This window comes from Jeotgalibacillus sp. 10bf12, assembly GCF_055597105.1.
The window spans coordinates 2,729,216-2,744,909 of record NZ_CP200276.1 but is presented as its reverse complement, the minus strand read 5'-3'; the positions used below and the strand labels follow the sequence as shown (position 1 = coordinate 2,744,909).

Genomic DNA, 15,694 nt, shown 5'->3' with positions numbered 1-15,694 from the left:
AGAAAAACCATTTTCCATACATAGATTCATGTCCTTTGCAAAAGCTAAAGAAAGAAACCGGAGGAGGGAACATGATTGAATGATGAGAAAAATGAAGAAAAAAATAAAGAAGTTATTAAAACGGAATATGATACGGAGGTAGGAAATGAATTGTCTCAATTCAGCCCATCATGGTATGCAGATACGGAAAGAAAAAGAGACGGTGTAATCAGAAATACAAATAAGGGAATCTGGCTCGCATATGCGTCGATTATATTGGGAATCCTGGCATTTTTTACTGCCCCTGTTATTTTTGGAGCAGCAGCTATTATTTTAGGTTTTCTTGCGAGACGATCCAAAGAGGCTAAAGCGGGGGGCATCGGCATTGCAATCGGGCTGATTGCAATGCTGCTCGGGCTTATCATTTATCCATTGTTATAAAAAAATCCCGGCTCGTAAAAGCCGGGATTTTCGCGTTAATTCTGCATAGCTGCTTCTTCAGCCTGCTTGCGGTAATGCTCTTCAGCAAGCTTATCAATTTCGACTTTAAGTTCTTCAACCATTGTTTCCTCAGGTACTTTGCGTACAGTTTTCCCTTTCATAAAGAGAAGACCTTCTCCTCTGGCACCTGCAATACCGATATCCGCTTCACGGGCTTCACCGGGACCATTAACAGCACAGCCAAGAACTGCAACCTTCAATGGTGCTTTGATCGTTGAGATGTATTCCTCGACTTCATTCGCAATAGAAATCAGGTCAATCTCGATTCTGCCGCAGGTCGGGCATGAAATCAGCGTAGCTGCATTGGATGCAAGCCCGAATGATTTCAACAGCTCTCTTGCAACCTTTACTTCTTCAACAGGGTCTGCACTAAGTGAAATTCTTAGTGTGTTCCCAATGCCTTTACTTAAGATCGCACCAAGACCTGCAGCACTTTTAACTGTTCCAGCAAAAAGAGTACCTGACTCTGTGATACCAAGATGAAGTGGGTAATCGAAAGCTTTTGCGGCTTTTTCATATGCTTCAATCGCAAGGTTCACATCTGACGCTTTCATCGATACGATAATATCGTGAAAGTCGAGGTCTTCAAGGATTTTGATATGATGAAGCGCACTTTCAACCATTCCGTCAGCTGTCGGATAGCCATACTTTTCAACAATCTTTCTTTCAAGACTTCCTGCGTTAACACCAATACGGATCGGAATGTTTTTCTCTTTAGCCGCTTTTACAACAGCTTCAACTTTTTCACGGCGTCCGATATTACCAGGATTGATTCTGATCTTATCTGCTCCGCCTTCAATTGCTTTTAATGCAAGTTTATAGTCAAAGTGAATATCTACGACTAAAGGAATATTAATTCTTTTTTTAATTTCAGGGATTGCATCAGCTGCTCTTTCATCAGGGCATGCTACACGGACAATCTGGCATCCTGCTTCTTCAAGTCGCATGATTTCTGCAACTGTTGCTTCTACATCATGTGTTTTCGTAGTCGTCATACTTTGAATTACAAGTTCATTGTTTCCACCTATAGTTAAATCCCCGACTTTTACAGGGCGCGTATTCGAACGATGTGTAATGTCTCCCACCAGTCATTCGCTCCTTTTTGATTTACTCAATTTTCTATTCCTACTTATTCTAACAGTGTTGAAATCACATTGACAACTAAATGAACGGTGAATACGCTAATCATTTATGCACGATCAGCTTTCTTTTTAGGAATAGGAATTTCTTTAATCGACAGATAAAGAATTAAGCCTGTAACAAACCAGTTGATAAGTGTTCCAAATGGAATAATGGATCCAATAAGATCTGCTATCAGTAAGAACACAGCTGGCAGGGCAGAACTGTAGGCGGCCATTCTGAAGCTGTGGCGATAAGTCAACTTCCTGCCTGTAGATGACGCAAGCTTAGTTCCGATCCACCCGAATATAGTTGCTTTAATAAACAGCATTGCTGCTACCAGAACAAAAATAAACGTCAAAATGAAAAAGTAAATGATAAATTTAGCTCCTTCAAGTGAATTAAGCAAAGAAGCTATTCCTTCGCTACTTAAGTCAAAGCCTTCAAACGTATCATACTGATATTCCTGAACGCTTCCCCCTGTAACAACAGCGAGACGGTCAGATAAGAAAGCTACAGCTGCATCCTCATTCGACAATTCTTCAGATGTCATTTCATTGGATCCGTCTACATAAAAAGTAATTCCGTTGCTGCTTGCTTCAGTTATGGAAGCAACATCAGTCTGTAACTGGCCATTTTGAACTTCAAATGAAGGAAGATCGTTTAACAGAAGCTCTTCACCCTCAGAAAATAGTCCTTCTCCAATCGTAGCAACCTGAATAATGGCAGGTATAATCGAGAGGAATCCAAGGAGAAATACAAATAAAATCGTTTTACCTATTCCCTGAAAGCGGAATTTGGCAATATCGCTCGGTGAATACAGGCTTTTAATTAGTTGTGTAAATATGTTCAATCACAAACCCTCCGATATTAGTTAGACACTTTTATATTGTACTTTTATCACATAGAAAAGGGCAAATGTAAGAAAAATAAGAAAGTAAGCGTTTGTTTTTTGTAATATAATTGTAATATTAGTGCGCTAATATTAACCGATTGTAAAGATTTCACCTAACCCCTTTACTTATATCATGCAAAGAATTAATAATTGTGGAGGGTTTTCAAGAAGTATGACTAAATTTGTTTAACAGGGGTTGAAATCATGGAAGTGAATTGGCAAGAAGTCTTCTTTCAATTTATTGGAGGACTGGGGATCTTTCTCTTTGGATTAAAGTATATGGGAGATGGACTGCAAAAGTCTGCAGGTGACCGTCTTCGTGAAATCCTGGATCGTTTCACGACTAACCCGTTTATGGGTGTTTTAGCAGGTATATTTGTAACTGTTTTATTGCAAACCAGTACAGGTACAACTGTTATCACAATTGGACTTGTCAGCGCCGGTTTTATGACGTTACGTCAGGCAATCGGTGTTATCATGGGAGCAAATATCGGTACAACCGTTACAGCATTTATTATCGGGATCGATATTGGTGCTTATGCACTTCCTATCATCGCAGTTGGTGCGATACTTCTGTTTTTCGTTAAAAATCATAAAGTTAATAATTTCGGTCAGATTGTATTTGGTTTTGGTACGCTTTTCTATGGTTTAGAATTAATGAGTGGCGGGATGAAGCCGCTGAGAGAGTTGCAGGCATTCATCGACCTGACACAGAGTATGAGTGATGTTCCGATTCTCGGTGTTGTAGTAGGTACTGTATTTACAATGATTGTTCAGAGTTCAAGTGCAACGATTGGTGTACTTCAGGGGTTATATTCTGAAGACTTGATCTCACTGAATGCAGCTATCCCGGTATTGTTTGGTGACAACATTGGAACAACAATTACTGCTGTTTTGGCTGCAATTGGTGCTTCAGTAGCAGCAAAGCGTGCTGCTGCAGTACACGTAATGTTCAACATCATTGGTACAGCTATATTTATGATTTTACTGATTCCATTCACAGCGTTTATTACGTGGATCGATCAGTTCTTAAATCTTGAGCCGGCGATGCAGATTGCATTCGCTCACGGTACGTTTAATGTAACTAACACAATTGTTCAGTTCCCGTTTATTGCTGCTCTTGCATGGATAGTAACTCGAATTGTGCCAGGTAAAGATGTGGTAGTAGAATTCAAACCGAAGCATCTTGATCCTCATTTCATTGAGCAGTCGCCATCTATTGCACTTGGACAGGCAAAAGAAGAAGTGCTTCGTATGGGACAGTTTGCGGTTCAGGGTCTGAGTGAATCATATGAATATCTGAAGACTAAAAATAAGAAAAATGCAGAACTCGGCTATCAGGTTGAGGATGCAATTAATAATTTAGATGCAAAAATTACAGATTATCTGATTCAACTATCAGGAAGTTCTTTATCTGCTCAGGAGTCTGAACGCCATTCTGTGTTGATGGACACAGTACGGGACATTGAACGTATCGGAGATCATTTTGAAAATGTGATTGAGCTTGTGGATTATCAGCAGGCAAACAAAGTGAAAATGACCGATGAAGCGATGGCAGATCTGAATGAAATGTTCACATTGACGATTGAAGCAGTCTCTCAATCGATCGATTCTCTTGATACGAATGATCACGATAAGGCGCGCAGTGTAGCTGAAAAAGAAGATCTGATCGATAAGATGGAGCGGAAATTCCGTAAAAAGCATATTCTCCGGCTGAACGAGGGTGTTTGCAGCGGTCAGGCTGGAATCGTGTTTGTAGATATTATTTCCAACCTTGAACGTATTGGAGATCATTCAGTGAATATTGCTGAAGCAGTACTTGGAATCAGAAAATAATCGATTATGCCGGCTGACACTTCAGCCGGCATTTTTTGTTATAATAATTTAAAGTATATTGTTAAGAAGGAGGATGAGAGATATAGAAGCGATTTTTTGGATCTTTATTGTTTTGAGTTTTGCGATCGCATTTATCGGATTGATTTATCCAATTATTCCAAGTGTATTGTTTATATTGCTTGGATTTATATTGTATGGTTTGTTTTTTACTTTTTCAGATTTCACCTGGTTTTTCTGGACTGTACAGATTCTGTTTATTATTTTACTTTTTGGTGCTGATTACGCTGCGAATTTGTTCGGTGTTAAAAGGTTCGGGGGCTCTAAAGCCGGTATCTGGGGAAGTACAATCGGTCTTTTGATCGGACCGTTTATCATCCCGATTATCGGGATTCTGATTGGACCGCTTGCAGGTGCAGTCATTGGTGAATTGTTAGTTAACAGAACGCCGTTTAAACAGGCGATTAGAATTGGCTTCGGCTCACTGATCGGATTTATAACATCAGTGGTCACGAAGGGAACAATCCAGGCAATTATGATTGTCATTTTCTTTTTGTATGTGTAATTTCGGTCTTAAGACTGAAAAAAGCGTTTGCAATGCTTATTAATTGAATAGAATGATCTATTCTGATAATCTGAAAACAGTTGATTCCGCATCAAGCGGAAAAATACACTACATACAAGGAGGAATTCAATCATGGCTTATACTTTACCAGAACTACCTTATTCTTATGATGCATTAGAACCGCATTTTGACAAGGAAACAATGAATATCCACCACACAAAGCACCACAACACTTACGTTACAAAATTAAATGACGCACTAGAAGGTCACGATAACCTTCAGGCGAAATCAATTGATGAGCTTGTAGCAGATCTGAACAGCGTACCGGAATCAATCCGCACAGCAGTTCGTAATAATGGCGGCGGACACGCTAACCACTCATTCTTCTGGAAGATTCTATCTCCAAACGGTGGCGGCGAACCTTCAGGTGATCTTGCTTCAGCAATCAACAGTAAGTTTGGAAGCTTTGAAAAGTTCAAAGAGGAATTCGCTGCAGCTGGCGCAGGCCGTTTCGGTTCAGGCTGGGCTTGGCTAGTCGTAAACAATGGCGAGCTTGAAATTACAAGCACACCTAATCAGGATTCAGCATTAACAGATGGTAAGACACCTGTTCTTGGCCTGGATGTGTGGGAGCATGCATATTACCTGAAGTATCAGAATAAGCGTCCTGACTACATTAACGCTTTCTGGAGTGTTGTAGACTGGAATGCTGTTGAAAAGCTTTATACTTCTGCAAAATAATTGGTTTTTAAAGGCTGACGAGTTCATTTCGTCAGTCTTTTTTTGTGTGTAAATGGTTGATAAGCCAAATGTAGGAATCATATGAGTATTTGACCTTTTAATGAAATAACACGTCATCCTCTAGTAATATTTGATAGATTCCTTTAAAATTAGGCTATATGAATTTATAAAAGAAAGGGAGACTCTTATTGAAAAAGAATCAGTCCCGTACGAAGAATGCTAAGAAAATTAAAAAGAATTTTCTTGCTGCAAGAATGAATATTCTATTCTTTGCAGTATTTTTATTGTTTTCAGCACTTATTTTAAGGCTGGGTGTGCTGCAGATTGTAAACGGAGAAGATTTTACAAGGCAGCTCGAGCGTACTGAAGAAGTTGTTGTAAACGCTAGTGTGCCGCGCGGTAAGATTTTTGACAGGAACGGGAATGTGATTGTAGACAATCGACCTGTAAATGCAATTACTTATACTAAAACCCAGCAGACTTCTCAGGACGAGATGATGGAAGTTGCAACAAAGCTTGCTGATATGATTGAGCTGGATACAAAAGGTGTACAGGACCGGGATATACAGGATTTCTGGATCCGCGAAAACCAGGATCGGGCCGAAGAAAAAATTACAGATGAAGAGCGGGCACTGTACGATGAAGGTGAGCTATCGCAAAATGATTACGATAAGCTGATCCGTGACAGAATTACCGAAGAGGAGCTTGCTGAAATCTCAGATCAGCAAATGGAGATACTCGCTATCTACCGTCAGATGCAGACCGGTTACAACCTGTCACCTCAAATTATTAAAAATGAAGGTGTAACAGATGAAGAGTTTGCTACTGTAAGTGAACATTTAGGTTCTCTCCCGGGTGTTAATTCTACAGTGGATTGGCAACGAGAATATCCTTACGGTGATGTTTTAAGGTCTGTACTTGGAAGTGTCAGGTCAATTCCTGAAGACCAGATCGAATATTACCTTGCAAGAGACTATGCACGAAATGACAGAGTCGGAACCAGTTATCTGGAGCTTGAATATGAAGAAGTGCTTCAGGGACAAAAGTCAAAAGTACGTACTATCACAGACAAAGCTGGAAATGTGATCGATTCACAGTTAATTCAGCAGGGTGAGCGCGGAAAAGACCTTGTGCTATCTATTGATATTGAACTTCAGCAGGCTCTTGAGCAGGTCGTTGAAGATGAGTTGAGACGGCTGAAGCAGGACCCGGGCCGTAATCTGATGGATAGGTTGTTCCTTGTTATGATGGATCCAAATACAGGTGAGCTGCTCGCGATGGCAGGTAAACAGTATGTAGAAACTGATGAGGGTCCCGAAATTCAGGATTATAATATCGGAACATTTACAAGTGCTTATGAGGCGGGATCTTCTATTAAGGGGGCTACTGTGCTATCCGGTTATCAGGATAATATAATCCAGCCAGGTTCGTACTTATATGATGAAGTGATTAGAATTAAAGGAACTGAACCGAAGGCATCCTGGTATTACTCCAGTGAAGGGAATATCTCAATTAGTGACCTTTATGCATTAGAGCGATCATCCAATGGTTATATGTTTAAGATTGCAATAAACATGGCTGGCGCAAATTATGTAGCGAATGAACCGATTGACATAGGAGCCAATGCTTTTACTAAAATGAGAAACTACTTTGGTCAGTTTGGTCTGGGCAGTGAAACAGGTATAGATTTACCAGGAGAAAGTGTTGGTTATCAGACAAATAATCCACTGGATTTAACACCGGGTAAATTGCTAGATTTATCAATTGGACAGTTTGACACGTATACTCCAATGCAGATGGTTCAATATGTCTCTACAGTGGTCAATGGAGGTAACAGAGTAGCTCCTACAATCGTTAAAGAGATTCGTGAGCCTAGTTCAGATAACGATACACTTGGTCCTTTAGTAAAAGCAATGAAACCACGTGTATTAAATAAACTTGATAACACGCAAGCGGAGCTGGATCATGTAAAGCAGGGTTTCTATCGATCATTTAATGGCCCTCAGGGGACTGGTAGAGACTTTACAGGCAATGGTTATGTAGCAGGAGGTAAAACTGGTACTGCAGAGGTTGTATACTTTGGACCAAAATATGAAGATCTCTACCGTTCGAGAGATCTGCCACCGCCAGAGACAACAAACTCAACGATTGTAGGCTTCGCACCGTTTGACAAACCTGAAGTCGCTTTTTCAGTACTAGCACCATGGGTATACCCTAATGATGGCAGCACTGCATTACGTGAAGATGTAAACGAAAATATAGGAACAGCTGCGCTTGAAGTTTATTTTGATATGAGAGAACAAAGAATGAACGAAGGCGGAGCTGATGAAGGTCAGCAGGTAGAAGTAACAGCAGAACAGGCTGAAGAAGGACAATAAATCAACTATTAAACTGAGTATCGCTAATTGCGGTGCTCAGTTTTTTTATGCATTTACAAAACCTTTACATTAGATTTATATGAGATTAATAGAAGGGGTGTATTGTATTAGCTGTAGGACAAATCACACATATCACAGGGGGAATTACAGAATGAAAAGCGCAAAATTTCTAGCAATGTCTACTATTTTAGGATCAGCAGTATTTTTGGCTGCCTGCGGAGGAGACGATGAAGCAACTGGATCAGGCACTGCCTCTGAAGGTTCATCAGAAGAGCTAAGCGGTCAGGTTCAGGGTGACGGTTCATCAACTGTAGCCCCTATTATGGAGGCCATTGTTGAAGAATATGCAGCTGTACAGCCAGGCGTTCAGGTTTCATCAGGCGTATCTGGTACTGGTGGCGGCTTTGAAAAGTTTATTGCTGGAGAAACTTCATTCTCAAATGCATCCCGCCCGATAAAAGAAGAAGAAGCAGCTGGTCTTGAAGAAGCCGGAATTGAATACACAGAAGTTGAACTTGGATATGACGGTTTATCAGTAGTCGTAAACCAGGAAAATGACTGGGTAGATTATCTGACTATGGAAGAATTAAAGAAAATGTGGATTGAAGATGGAGAAGAAAAAACATGGGCTGATATTCGTGAAGGCTGGCCTGAAGAGCCGATTGAATATTATTCCCCGGGAATTGATTCAGGAACGTTCGATTATTTTAACGAAGTAGTACTTGAAGAAGATGATATCGTGAGAGCAGCTACACTTTCAGAAGATGACAACGTACTTGTGCAGGGGGTACTTGGTTCTCCAAATGCAATTGGATACTTCGGTTATGCGTATTATCTAGAAAACCAGGATACGTTAAAGGTTGTTCCAATCGATAACGGTGAAGGACCTGTTGAACCAAATAATGAAACAATCGAATCAGGTGAATATGCACCTCTTTCTCGACCGCTATTCACTTATGTAAGCAATGATGCAGTAGCTGAAGATCCTGCAACAGCAGATTTCATTAAGTTTGCAATTGAAAATGCCGGCGATCTTTCTGAAGCAGTCGGTTATGTAAGAGCACCACAAGAAGTGTATGACGAAGATATGGCAACAATTGAAGAACTTGCAGGTGAATAAGTAAACACAACCCGGAAAGCGTGTTTATACACGCTTTCCGTATCATTTTGTTCTTTGGATAAATGAGGAGGTTTTCATTATGGCTATGAATGAGCCGCAAATTTCGGTTCAGGAATTGATCGCTAAGAAAAGTAACAGGGGTCTTCTGGCGTTCACTGAAAAGTTAATTCCAAAAATCTTATTATTAATTGCAACAGTTTCAGTTCTGACGACGATTGGTATTGTTTTTACACTGATCTTCGAAACAGTTACATTTTTTACTGAAGTAAATGTTTTAAGTTTCCTGACAGGTACAGAATGGTATCCATTTGCTAATACCACACCAACTTATGGCATACTTCCTTTAGTAGTTGGTACTTTGAAAATTACTGCAATTGCAACATTGGTGGCAGTACCAATTGGTATTGCAACAGCCATTTTCTTGAGTGAATATGCGAGTGACAGAGTAAGAAGGTTTATTAAACCGATACTTGAAGTGTTAGCTGGTGTACCGACAATTGTTTATGGGTTTTTTGCATTAACATTTGTTACACCAATCTTACGATCAGTATTTCCGGAAATCGCAATATTTAATGCGATCAGCCCTGGTATTGTAGTCGGGATCATGATCATTCCAATGATTGCATCTTTATCAGAAGATGCAATGTCATCCGTTCCAAATGCAATGCGTGACGGTGCGTATGCACTTGGTGCAACAAAACTTGAAGTGGCCCTTAAAATTGTTTTGCCGGCCGCACTTTCCGGAATTGTCGCATCGACCGTTCTTGCAATTTCTAGAGCAATTGGTGAGACGATGATCGTAGCAGTAGCAGCGGGATCAACACCAGGTTTTAATTGGGATGTAACAGGATCAATTCAGACTATGACAGCTTATATTGTACAAGTAACAACAGGTGATGCAGGATATGGCACGACAATCTATTACAGTATTTACGCTGTAGGATTCACTTTATTCCTGTTTACTCTAGCAATGAATATGCTTGCACAATTTATCTCCAAGCGTTTCAGGGAGGAATATTGATATGAAGTACGTTAATCATGAAGAAGTTGCAGCAAAAACTAAAACCCGTCTGACAAAAAACAAACTATTAAAAGGTGTTTTTGCAGCAGCTACAAGCTTTGGACTGATCGTTCTTGCGATTTTACTATATCGTATCGTGACTCAAGGAAGTGAGTATTTAAGCTTTGATTTCTTCACAAGCTTTGCATCGCGTATTCCTGAGAATTCAGGAATCAGGGCAGCTATTCAGGGTTCCATCTATCTGATGCTTGTCGTAGCACCGGTTTCAATGTTTTTAGGTGTTGGAACGGCAATTTACCTTGAGGAATACGCGAAGAAAAACAAGTTTACCAATTTTATTAAAGTAAACATTTCTAATCTGGCAGGTGTTCCTTCAGTTGTATTTGGTCTTTTGGGCCTGACAATTTTCGTAAGATTTTTTGACCTTGGTATTTCTATTTTAGCGGCAGGTCTTACAATGAGTCTTCTCATTCTGCCAATCATCATCGTAGCTTCTCAGGAGGCAATCAGAGCGGTGCCGAATGAGCTTAGAGAAGCTTCATTTGCGATGGGAGCTACAAGGTGGCAGACGATTTTAAGAGTGGTTTTGCCTGCATCGATCCCTGGTATTCTGACCGGATCAATCTTGGCACTTTCACGTGCGATCGGTGAAACAGCTCCACTTGTTGTAATCGGCATTCCAACGATTTTAATGTTTACACCTGACAGCATTATGAGTACTTTCACAGCACTGCCAATGCAGATCTTTGACTGGACAAAACGTCCACAGGTTGAATTCCATGATGTTGCGGCTGCGGGGATCATCGTACTGATGGGGCTGCTGATTATCATGAATTCAATTGCAGTATTTATCAGAAACAAATATCAAAATCGCTATTAATTCAAAGGATGAAGGGAGATTTTTCGACATGACAACGATTGTAAAGCCTGAAGTGAAAAAAACTGAAGGAAATCCGGTGAAGAAAAACAAATCATCAGTATATAAAACTGAGCAGTTAAATTTATGGTATGGATCAAATCATGCGTTGAAGAATATTGATCTGGATATTAAAGAAAACGAAGTAACAGCGATTATCGGTCCATCAGGATGTGGTAAGTCAACTTATATTAAAACATTAAATAGAATGATTGAAACGATCCCATCTGTAAAAACATCCGGTGTCATCAATTATCGGGATAAAAACATTTTCGATAAAGACTACCAGGTAGAGGAATTGCGGACAAAAGTAGGTATGGTCTTTCAGAAACCTAATCCGTTCCCGAAGTCAATCTACGATAATATTGCTTATGGTCCAAGAATTCATGGAATTAAGAATAAAAAAATCCTTGATCAAATTGTTGAAAAGAGTCTCCGTGGAGCAGCAATATGGGATGAAGTAAAGGACCGCCTTAGTGAAAATGCTTATGGGCTCTCTGGTGGTCAGCAGCAGCGTATTTGTATTGCAAGGTGTCTTGCCATTGAGCCTGACGTTATTTTAATGGATGAGCCAACATCAGCGCTTGACCCAATTTCTACTTTAAAAGTGGAAGAGCTTGTTCAGGATCTGAAGAAGGATTACAGCATTATCATTGTTACTCACAATATGCAGCAGGCTGCACGTATTTCTGATAAAACAGCATTTTTCCTGCATGGAGAAGTGGTGGAATATGATGATACGGACAAGATATTCTCCAACCCTTCAGATGAAAGAACAGAAGATTATATTTCAGGCAGATTCGGATAAGGAGTGAAGACATTGTCAGTCAGAGAACGGTATGATACAGAATTAGAAGTATTGAATAATAAAATTGTTGAACTTGGACATTTTGCGCAGGCAGCACTGAAAGATTCGCTCTCAGCGCTTGATACTAGAGACATTGAAAAGGCATTAATCATTATAGACGAGGACATTAATGCGAATAGAATTGAAGAAGAAATTAATGACCTGGCGATTTTACTCATTGCTAAGCAGCAGCCGGTTGCAACTGATCTCAGAAGAATTATTGTCGCAATCAAGATTGCAGCAGACCTTGAGAGGATAGCTGATTTTGCCGTTAATATTGCAAAGTCAACGATCCGTATAGGTAATGACAGCTTTGTTAACTCAATTGATAATGTACATGAGATGTATAAAATCACTGAAGAAATGATTGAACTCGTACTCGAAGCTTATACGGATGAGGATGTAGTAAAAGCTAAAAGAATTGCAGAACTGGATGATGGAGTAGATCAGCTGTACGGAGAAACAATAAAAGATTTGTTATCCTCAAGTGCAGCTCAGCCTGAAAAGCTTGCACAAATCACTCAATTAACATTTGTTTGCCGTTACCTTGAACGCGCAGCTGACCACGTAACGAATATCTCTGAAAATATCTTTTATCTTGTTAAAGGAAAAAGATACGATTTGAACAAATAAAAAAAGAAGCCCTGCGGCTTCTTTTTTTATTTGTTCAATGAATTTCGTCCTATCACTGAGTAATCAGCTTTGCCATCTGCTCAATAGACATGGTGGAATTCAAATCATAGTCACCGATCTGAATTCTGTCAGTTAGCCCCTGATCAGACAAATACTCATTAAAAGCACTTTCATCCGTAATCAGTCCATTTTGATACAAAGCGGAACTGATATCAGGAGAGGTCATCCCTGATTCAACAGATAAAATCATGCGTGCAATTTCCTCATTTGGCGTTTCTTCAGCAGATTCAATCTGGTTCATTCTATCTTCCCACTCTGCAATTTCATTCTGCAGAGACTCATATTCATCGGTAGTGATGATCATTTCATTTTCCTCTAGCGAAGCTTGTGTCTCGGGTGATTCATCAATCAGTGCATTTGCACTGAAAATGATAAGCGCACTTGTCATCATCCCGATACCGGTCGAGCGGATAATTTTTCGATCCACTTATGTACACTCCTTATTTTACTGATTAATAATACGTTTGACATCACTCAGATGAAGTGATGATAGAGCAGAAATCTGATCAGGCTTCATTCCCTGTTTATGAAGTGAAAGCACTTGATTAACAAGAATTTCATTGATTTGCTTCGGTTTCGTCTTTTTAGGGCCTGAGACGGGCTCAATCATCAGTTCCTCCTCAAGCAGCTTTGTTCTTTTCTTCAGCTGATAGAGCTCCTGGTAAAGACTCATCGAAAGTTCATGTAATTCTTCTTCAGTTTCTTTAGATCTGTCTTTTAAAAAGAAAGATATAATAAATAGAATAAGGCCCAGGCCGCCTGCAGCCAGCATGATCCATTCCATATACTCACCTCCGTAGGATTCGGATTTCATTGTATCACGTTCCGTGTAAATGATTTGTAAAAGCTTATAAAAAGATAGTAGATTTTTTTTCTGAACAATGATATTATAAATAAGTCGTATGAATCGAAGTATGTAACAAACAGCATTTGAATGTTTGGAGGGATAAAGATGCGTGTAAACATTACTCTTGCTTGCACTGAAACTGGTGATCGTAACTACATCACTACTAAGAACAAGCGTAACAATCCAGATCGTATTGAACTTAAAAAATACAGTCCGCGCCTGAAGAAAGTGACGCTTCACCGCGAGACGAAATAATGAATGAGAGCCGAAAATGTGTTGTGCATTTTCGGTTTTTTTATCATATCTGGGAGGGGTAGGTATGGATAAAAAAATGATGAGGCTAAAGATGCAGGATCAACTGAAGAATCTTCCTGAAGATAAAAAAATATTATATACTGACAACATACAGAAAAAAGTTCTGTCGTCACCTGAATGGCAGCAGGCAGAAGTCATTGCATTAACAATATCAAGAGGTACTGAAATTGACACAACATTACTCATCACTTCTGCATTGGATCAGGGGAAAAGAGTCTGTGTGCCGAGGTGTCAGCCTTCTGCAAGAATTTTAGATTTTCACTACATAACTTCTTTAGATGATGCAAAGCCGTCGTTTTATGGTTTGCTTGAACCGGAACCTCACCTTCCGCTAGCAAAAAAGAGTGACATTGACCTTGTGATTGTGCCCGGTCTGGCGTTTTCAGCATCAGGCTATAGAATCGGCTTTGGCGGAGGCTATTATGACCGCTTCCTCAAAGATTACTATGGCAACAGTTTATCGATGGCATACAGTTTTCAGCTGATCAATGAAGGTTTTGCTGAAAGCTTCGACATACCGGTCAGGCAGATTGTAACAGAGCAATGACACAGGCAATTTAGTAAGAAATTGATACAGGGAGTTGCACAAGAATGAATTTTAATACGATGCATGATGTGCAGATGCTGCTGAAAAGATTTGGACAATATGTTTATGGCCCGGGGAGACTTGCTACGCTTGAATTAATGGAATTAGAAGTAAAAGATCTTTATGAGGCAGGCATGATCGAACGGGATGACTATTTAAAAGCATTGATGGTACTGAAAGCTGAAATCAGAAAAGAAAGTCAGGGTGGTCTTTAAAATGAAAGCAGAATATATTTTTGGTGTAGATATCGGGGGAACAACAACAAAACTCGCAGTTATTACAGATGAAGGTACAATCATTGAGAAGTGGGAAATTCCTACAAATACATCTCATAATGGTGTGAGTATCATACCTGATATTGCAGCGGCAGTTAAGTTGAAAATGGTGCAGATGAACCTGAGTAAAGATGCTGTCATCGGTATCGGGGTAGGGGCTCCAGGTCCTGTAAACATGCAGACAGGGATCCTGTATACAGGTGTTAATATCGGATGGCACAAGCCTGTTGCATTAAGAGATGAATTATCACAGCAAACCGAATTACCTGTTGTCATTGAAAACGATGCCAATGCAGCCGCGCTAGGCGAAATGTGGAAAGGTGCAGGTGGTGGTGCAAGAGATGTTGTCTGTGTCACGCTTGGAACAGGCGTTGGCGGCGGTGTAATTGTTAATGGTGATATTGCGCATGGTATTAAAGGGGCGGCTGGAGAAATCGGTCATATTACAGCCGTACCTGAGGGAGGCTATCAGTGTAACTGTGGTAAAAAAGGATGTCTTGAAACCGTAGCTTCTGCAACAGGTGTAGTGAGACTTGCAAAAGAGGAAATGGAAAAGTCTGAAGGTGTCTCAGCGCTTCATAAAATCATGGACGAACATAATGCAATTACTGCTAAAAATGTATTCGATGAAGCTAAAAATGGTGATGCTGCTGCTTCTGCTGCTGTAGAGCGCCTGACGTTTTACCTGGGTCTTGCACTTGCGAATCTCGGCAGTGCCCTGAATCCTGAAAGAATCGTAATTGGCGGTGGTGTTTCAAAAGCAGGCAGTATATTACTAGATGGTATTTCTGAGAAATTTAAATTATATGCCTTCCCGACTGTGGCTGAATCAACAGAAATTAAAATTGCCACACTTGGTAACGACGCAGGAGTTATCGGGGCTGCCTGGCTGATTAAGTATAAACATTAAATATTTTATTGACCTTCTGTAGAGCAGAAGGTCTTTTTTTGATAGAATACTTGTGAATTATCAGGCTTTTACAATATCAGTGTATTTACTTTACATTTTAAATGAATCAGGTAAAATTAAGGATTAGGTCAGCTTTAATGATTTGATTTCTGG

General features: G+C 40.0%; 18 protein-coding genes. 14 read left to right on the top strand and 4 right to left on the bottom strand.

The features are described 5' to 3' along the window. The first annotated feature begins 75 nt into the window (after positions 1–75). On the top strand, positions 76–420 hold the full coding sequence (locus DH10bf12_RS14315) for a hypothetical protein (RefSeq protein WP_471735931.1): 345 nt from the start codon (positions 76–78) through the stop codon (positions 418–420). Positions 421–455: 35 nt separating this feature from the next. On the opposite strand, the gene ispG is transcribed toward DH10bf12_RS14315, so the two are convergent. Together ispG and DH10bf12_RS14305 are read right to left on the bottom strand one after the other, a co-directional pair. Next, entirely contained in the window at positions 456–1,565 is a 1,110-nt protein-coding gene (gene ispG, locus DH10bf12_RS14310) for a flavodoxin-dependent (E)-4-hydroxy-3-methylbut-2-enyl-diphosphate synthase (RefSeq protein WP_471735930.1), read from the bottom strand. A 104-nt stretch (positions 1,566–1,669) separates the two neighbouring features. After that, positions 1,670–2,452: a DUF1189 domain-containing protein gene (locus DH10bf12_RS14305; RefSeq protein WP_471735929.1), complete on the bottom strand. Its 783-nt coding sequence runs from the start codon at positions 2,450–2,452 to the stop codon at positions 1,670–1,672. A gap of 246 nt (positions 2,453–2,698) precedes the next feature. Here DH10bf12_RS14305 and DH10bf12_RS14300 point away from each other — a divergent pair, with 246 nt between their 5' ends. The 9 genes from DH10bf12_RS14300 to phoU all read left to right on the top strand — a co-directional run bounded on the left by DH10bf12_RS14300 (position 2,699) and on the right by phoU (position 12,548). Then, the gene (locus DH10bf12_RS14300) at positions 2,699–4,330 is read left to right on the top strand and encodes a Na/Pi cotransporter family protein (RefSeq protein ID WP_471735928.1); all 1,632 of its coding nucleotides are present in this window, start codon (positions 2,699–2,701) and stop codon (positions 4,328–4,330) included. 82 nt (positions 4,331–4,412) lie between these two features. Beyond that, positions 4,413–4,892: a DUF456 domain-containing protein gene (locus DH10bf12_RS14295; protein WP_471738246.1), complete on the top strand. Its 480-nt coding sequence runs from the start codon at positions 4,413–4,415 to the stop codon at positions 4,890–4,892. 132 nt (positions 4,893–5,024) lie between these two features. Next, positions 5,025–5,633, top strand: a complete 609-nt coding sequence (locus tag DH10bf12_RS14290; protein ID WP_471735927.1) for a superoxide dismutase — start codon at positions 5,025–5,027, stop codon at positions 5,631–5,633. Between the two features lie 188 nt (positions 5,634–5,821). Further along, positions 5,822–8,011: a penicillin-binding transpeptidase domain-containing protein gene (locus tag DH10bf12_RS14285; protein ID WP_471735926.1), complete on the top strand. Its 2,190-nt coding sequence runs from the start codon at positions 5,822–5,824 to the stop codon at positions 8,009–8,011. Positions 8,012–8,162: 151 nt separating this feature from the next. Next, positions 8,163–9,131, top strand: coding sequence for a PstS family phosphate ABC transporter substrate-binding protein (locus tag DH10bf12_RS14280; protein ID WP_471735925.1), 969 nt, complete (start codon positions 8,163–8,165; stop codon positions 9,129–9,131). A gap of 79 nt (positions 9,132–9,210) precedes the next feature. Beyond that, positions 9,211–10,152, top strand: coding sequence for a phosphate ABC transporter permease subunit PstC (pstC, locus tag DH10bf12_RS14275; RefSeq protein WP_471735924.1), 942 nt, complete (start codon positions 9,211–9,213; stop codon positions 10,150–10,152). 1 nt (position 10,153) lies between these two features. Next, positions 10,154–11,032 (top strand): phosphate ABC transporter permease PstA, encoded by an 879-nt coding sequence (gene pstA / locus DH10bf12_RS14270; RefSeq protein WP_471735923.1) that lies wholly within the window; start codon positions 10,154–10,156, stop codon positions 11,030–11,032. 28 nt (positions 11,033–11,060) lie between these two features. Beyond that, positions 11,061–11,876 carry a phosphate ABC transporter ATP-binding protein PstB gene (pstB, locus tag DH10bf12_RS14265; RefSeq protein WP_471735922.1) on the top strand — a complete coding sequence of 272 codons (816 nt, stop codon included), beginning with the start codon at positions 11,061–11,063 and terminating at the stop codon, positions 11,874–11,876. Positions 11,877–11,888: 12 nt separating this feature from the next. Continuing rightward, complete coding sequence (gene phoU / locus DH10bf12_RS14260) at positions 11,889–12,548, top strand: phosphate signaling complex protein PhoU (protein WP_471735921.1); 660 nt, start codon at positions 11,889–11,891, stop codon at positions 12,546–12,548. A gap of 52 nt (positions 12,549–12,600) precedes the next feature. Here phoU and DH10bf12_RS14255 read toward each other — a convergent pair whose 3' ends face one another. Together DH10bf12_RS14255 and DH10bf12_RS14250 are read right to left on the bottom strand one after the other, a co-directional pair. Further along, complete coding sequence (locus DH10bf12_RS14255) at positions 12,601–13,035, bottom strand: hypothetical protein (RefSeq protein WP_471735920.1); 435 nt, start codon at positions 13,033–13,035, stop codon at positions 12,601–12,603. 18 nt (positions 13,036–13,053) lie between these two features. After that, positions 13,054–13,392: a hypothetical protein gene (locus tag DH10bf12_RS14250; RefSeq protein ID WP_471735919.1), complete on the bottom strand. Its 339-nt coding sequence runs from the start codon at positions 13,390–13,392 to the stop codon at positions 13,054–13,056. Between the two features lie 168 nt (positions 13,393–13,560). Between DH10bf12_RS14250 and rpmG the strand changes: the two genes are divergently transcribed. The 4 genes from rpmG (at position 13,561) to DH10bf12_RS14230 (ending at position 15,541) form a co-directional block, all read left to right on the top strand. After that, complete coding sequence (rpmG, locus tag DH10bf12_RS14245) at positions 13,561–13,710, top strand: 50S ribosomal protein L33 (RefSeq protein ID WP_039809691.1); 150 nt, start codon at positions 13,561–13,563, stop codon at positions 13,708–13,710. A gap of 64 nt (positions 13,711–13,774) precedes the next feature. Further along, positions 13,775–14,317: a 5-formyltetrahydrofolate cyclo-ligase gene (locus DH10bf12_RS14240; RefSeq protein ID WP_471735918.1), complete on the top strand. Its 543-nt coding sequence runs from the start codon at positions 13,775–13,777 to the stop codon at positions 14,315–14,317. 44 nt (positions 14,318–14,361) lie between these two features. Next, positions 14,362–14,571, top strand: a complete 210-nt coding sequence (locus tag DH10bf12_RS14235; RefSeq protein WP_471735917.1) for a YqgQ family protein — start codon at positions 14,362–14,364, stop codon at positions 14,569–14,571. 1 nt (position 14,572) lies between these two features. Beyond that, positions 14,573–15,541 (top strand): ROK family glucokinase, encoded by a 969-nt coding sequence (locus DH10bf12_RS14230; protein ID WP_471735916.1) that lies wholly within the window; start codon positions 14,573–14,575, stop codon positions 15,539–15,541. Positions 15,542–15,694: the final 153 nt, after the last annotated feature.

Coding starts and splice junctions, on each gene's coding strand:
- rpmG (WP_039809691.1), top strand. CDS start 13,561: ATGCGTGTAAACATTACTCTTGCTTGCACTGAAACTGGTGATCGTAAC.
- pstB (WP_471735922.1), top strand. CDS start 11,061: ATGACAACGATTGTAAAGCCTGAAGTGAAAAAAACTGAAGGAAATCCG.
- DH10bf12_RS14240 (WP_471735918.1), top strand. CDS start 13,775: ATGGATAAAAAAATGATGAGGCTAAAGATGCAGGATCAACTGAAGAAT.
- DH10bf12_RS14230 (WP_471735916.1), top strand. CDS start 14,573: ATGAAAGCAGAATATATTTTTGGTGTAGATATCGGGGGAACAACAACA.
- DH10bf12_RS14235 (WP_471735917.1), top strand. CDS start 14,362: ATGAATTTTAATACGATGCATGATGTGCAGATGCTGCTGAAAAGATTT.
- DH10bf12_RS14300 (WP_471735928.1), top strand. CDS start 2,699: ATGGAAGTGAATTGGCAAGAAGTCTTCTTTCAATTTATTGGAGGACTG.
- DH10bf12_RS14290 (WP_471735927.1), top strand. CDS start 5,025: ATGGCTTATACTTTACCAGAACTACCTTATTCTTATGATGCATTAGAA.
- pstC (WP_471735924.1), top strand. CDS start 9,211: ATGGCTATGAATGAGCCGCAAATTTCGGTTCAGGAATTGATCGCTAAG.
- DH10bf12_RS14250 (WP_471735919.1), bottom strand. CDS start 13,392: ATGGAATGGATCATGCTGGCTGCAGGCGGCCTGGGCCTTATTCTATTT.
- pstA (WP_471735923.1), top strand. CDS start 10,154: ATGAAGTACGTTAATCATGAAGAAGTTGCAGCAAAAACTAAAACCCGT.
- DH10bf12_RS14280 (WP_471735925.1), top strand. CDS start 8,163: ATGAAAAGCGCAAAATTTCTAGCAATGTCTACTATTTTAGGATCAGCA.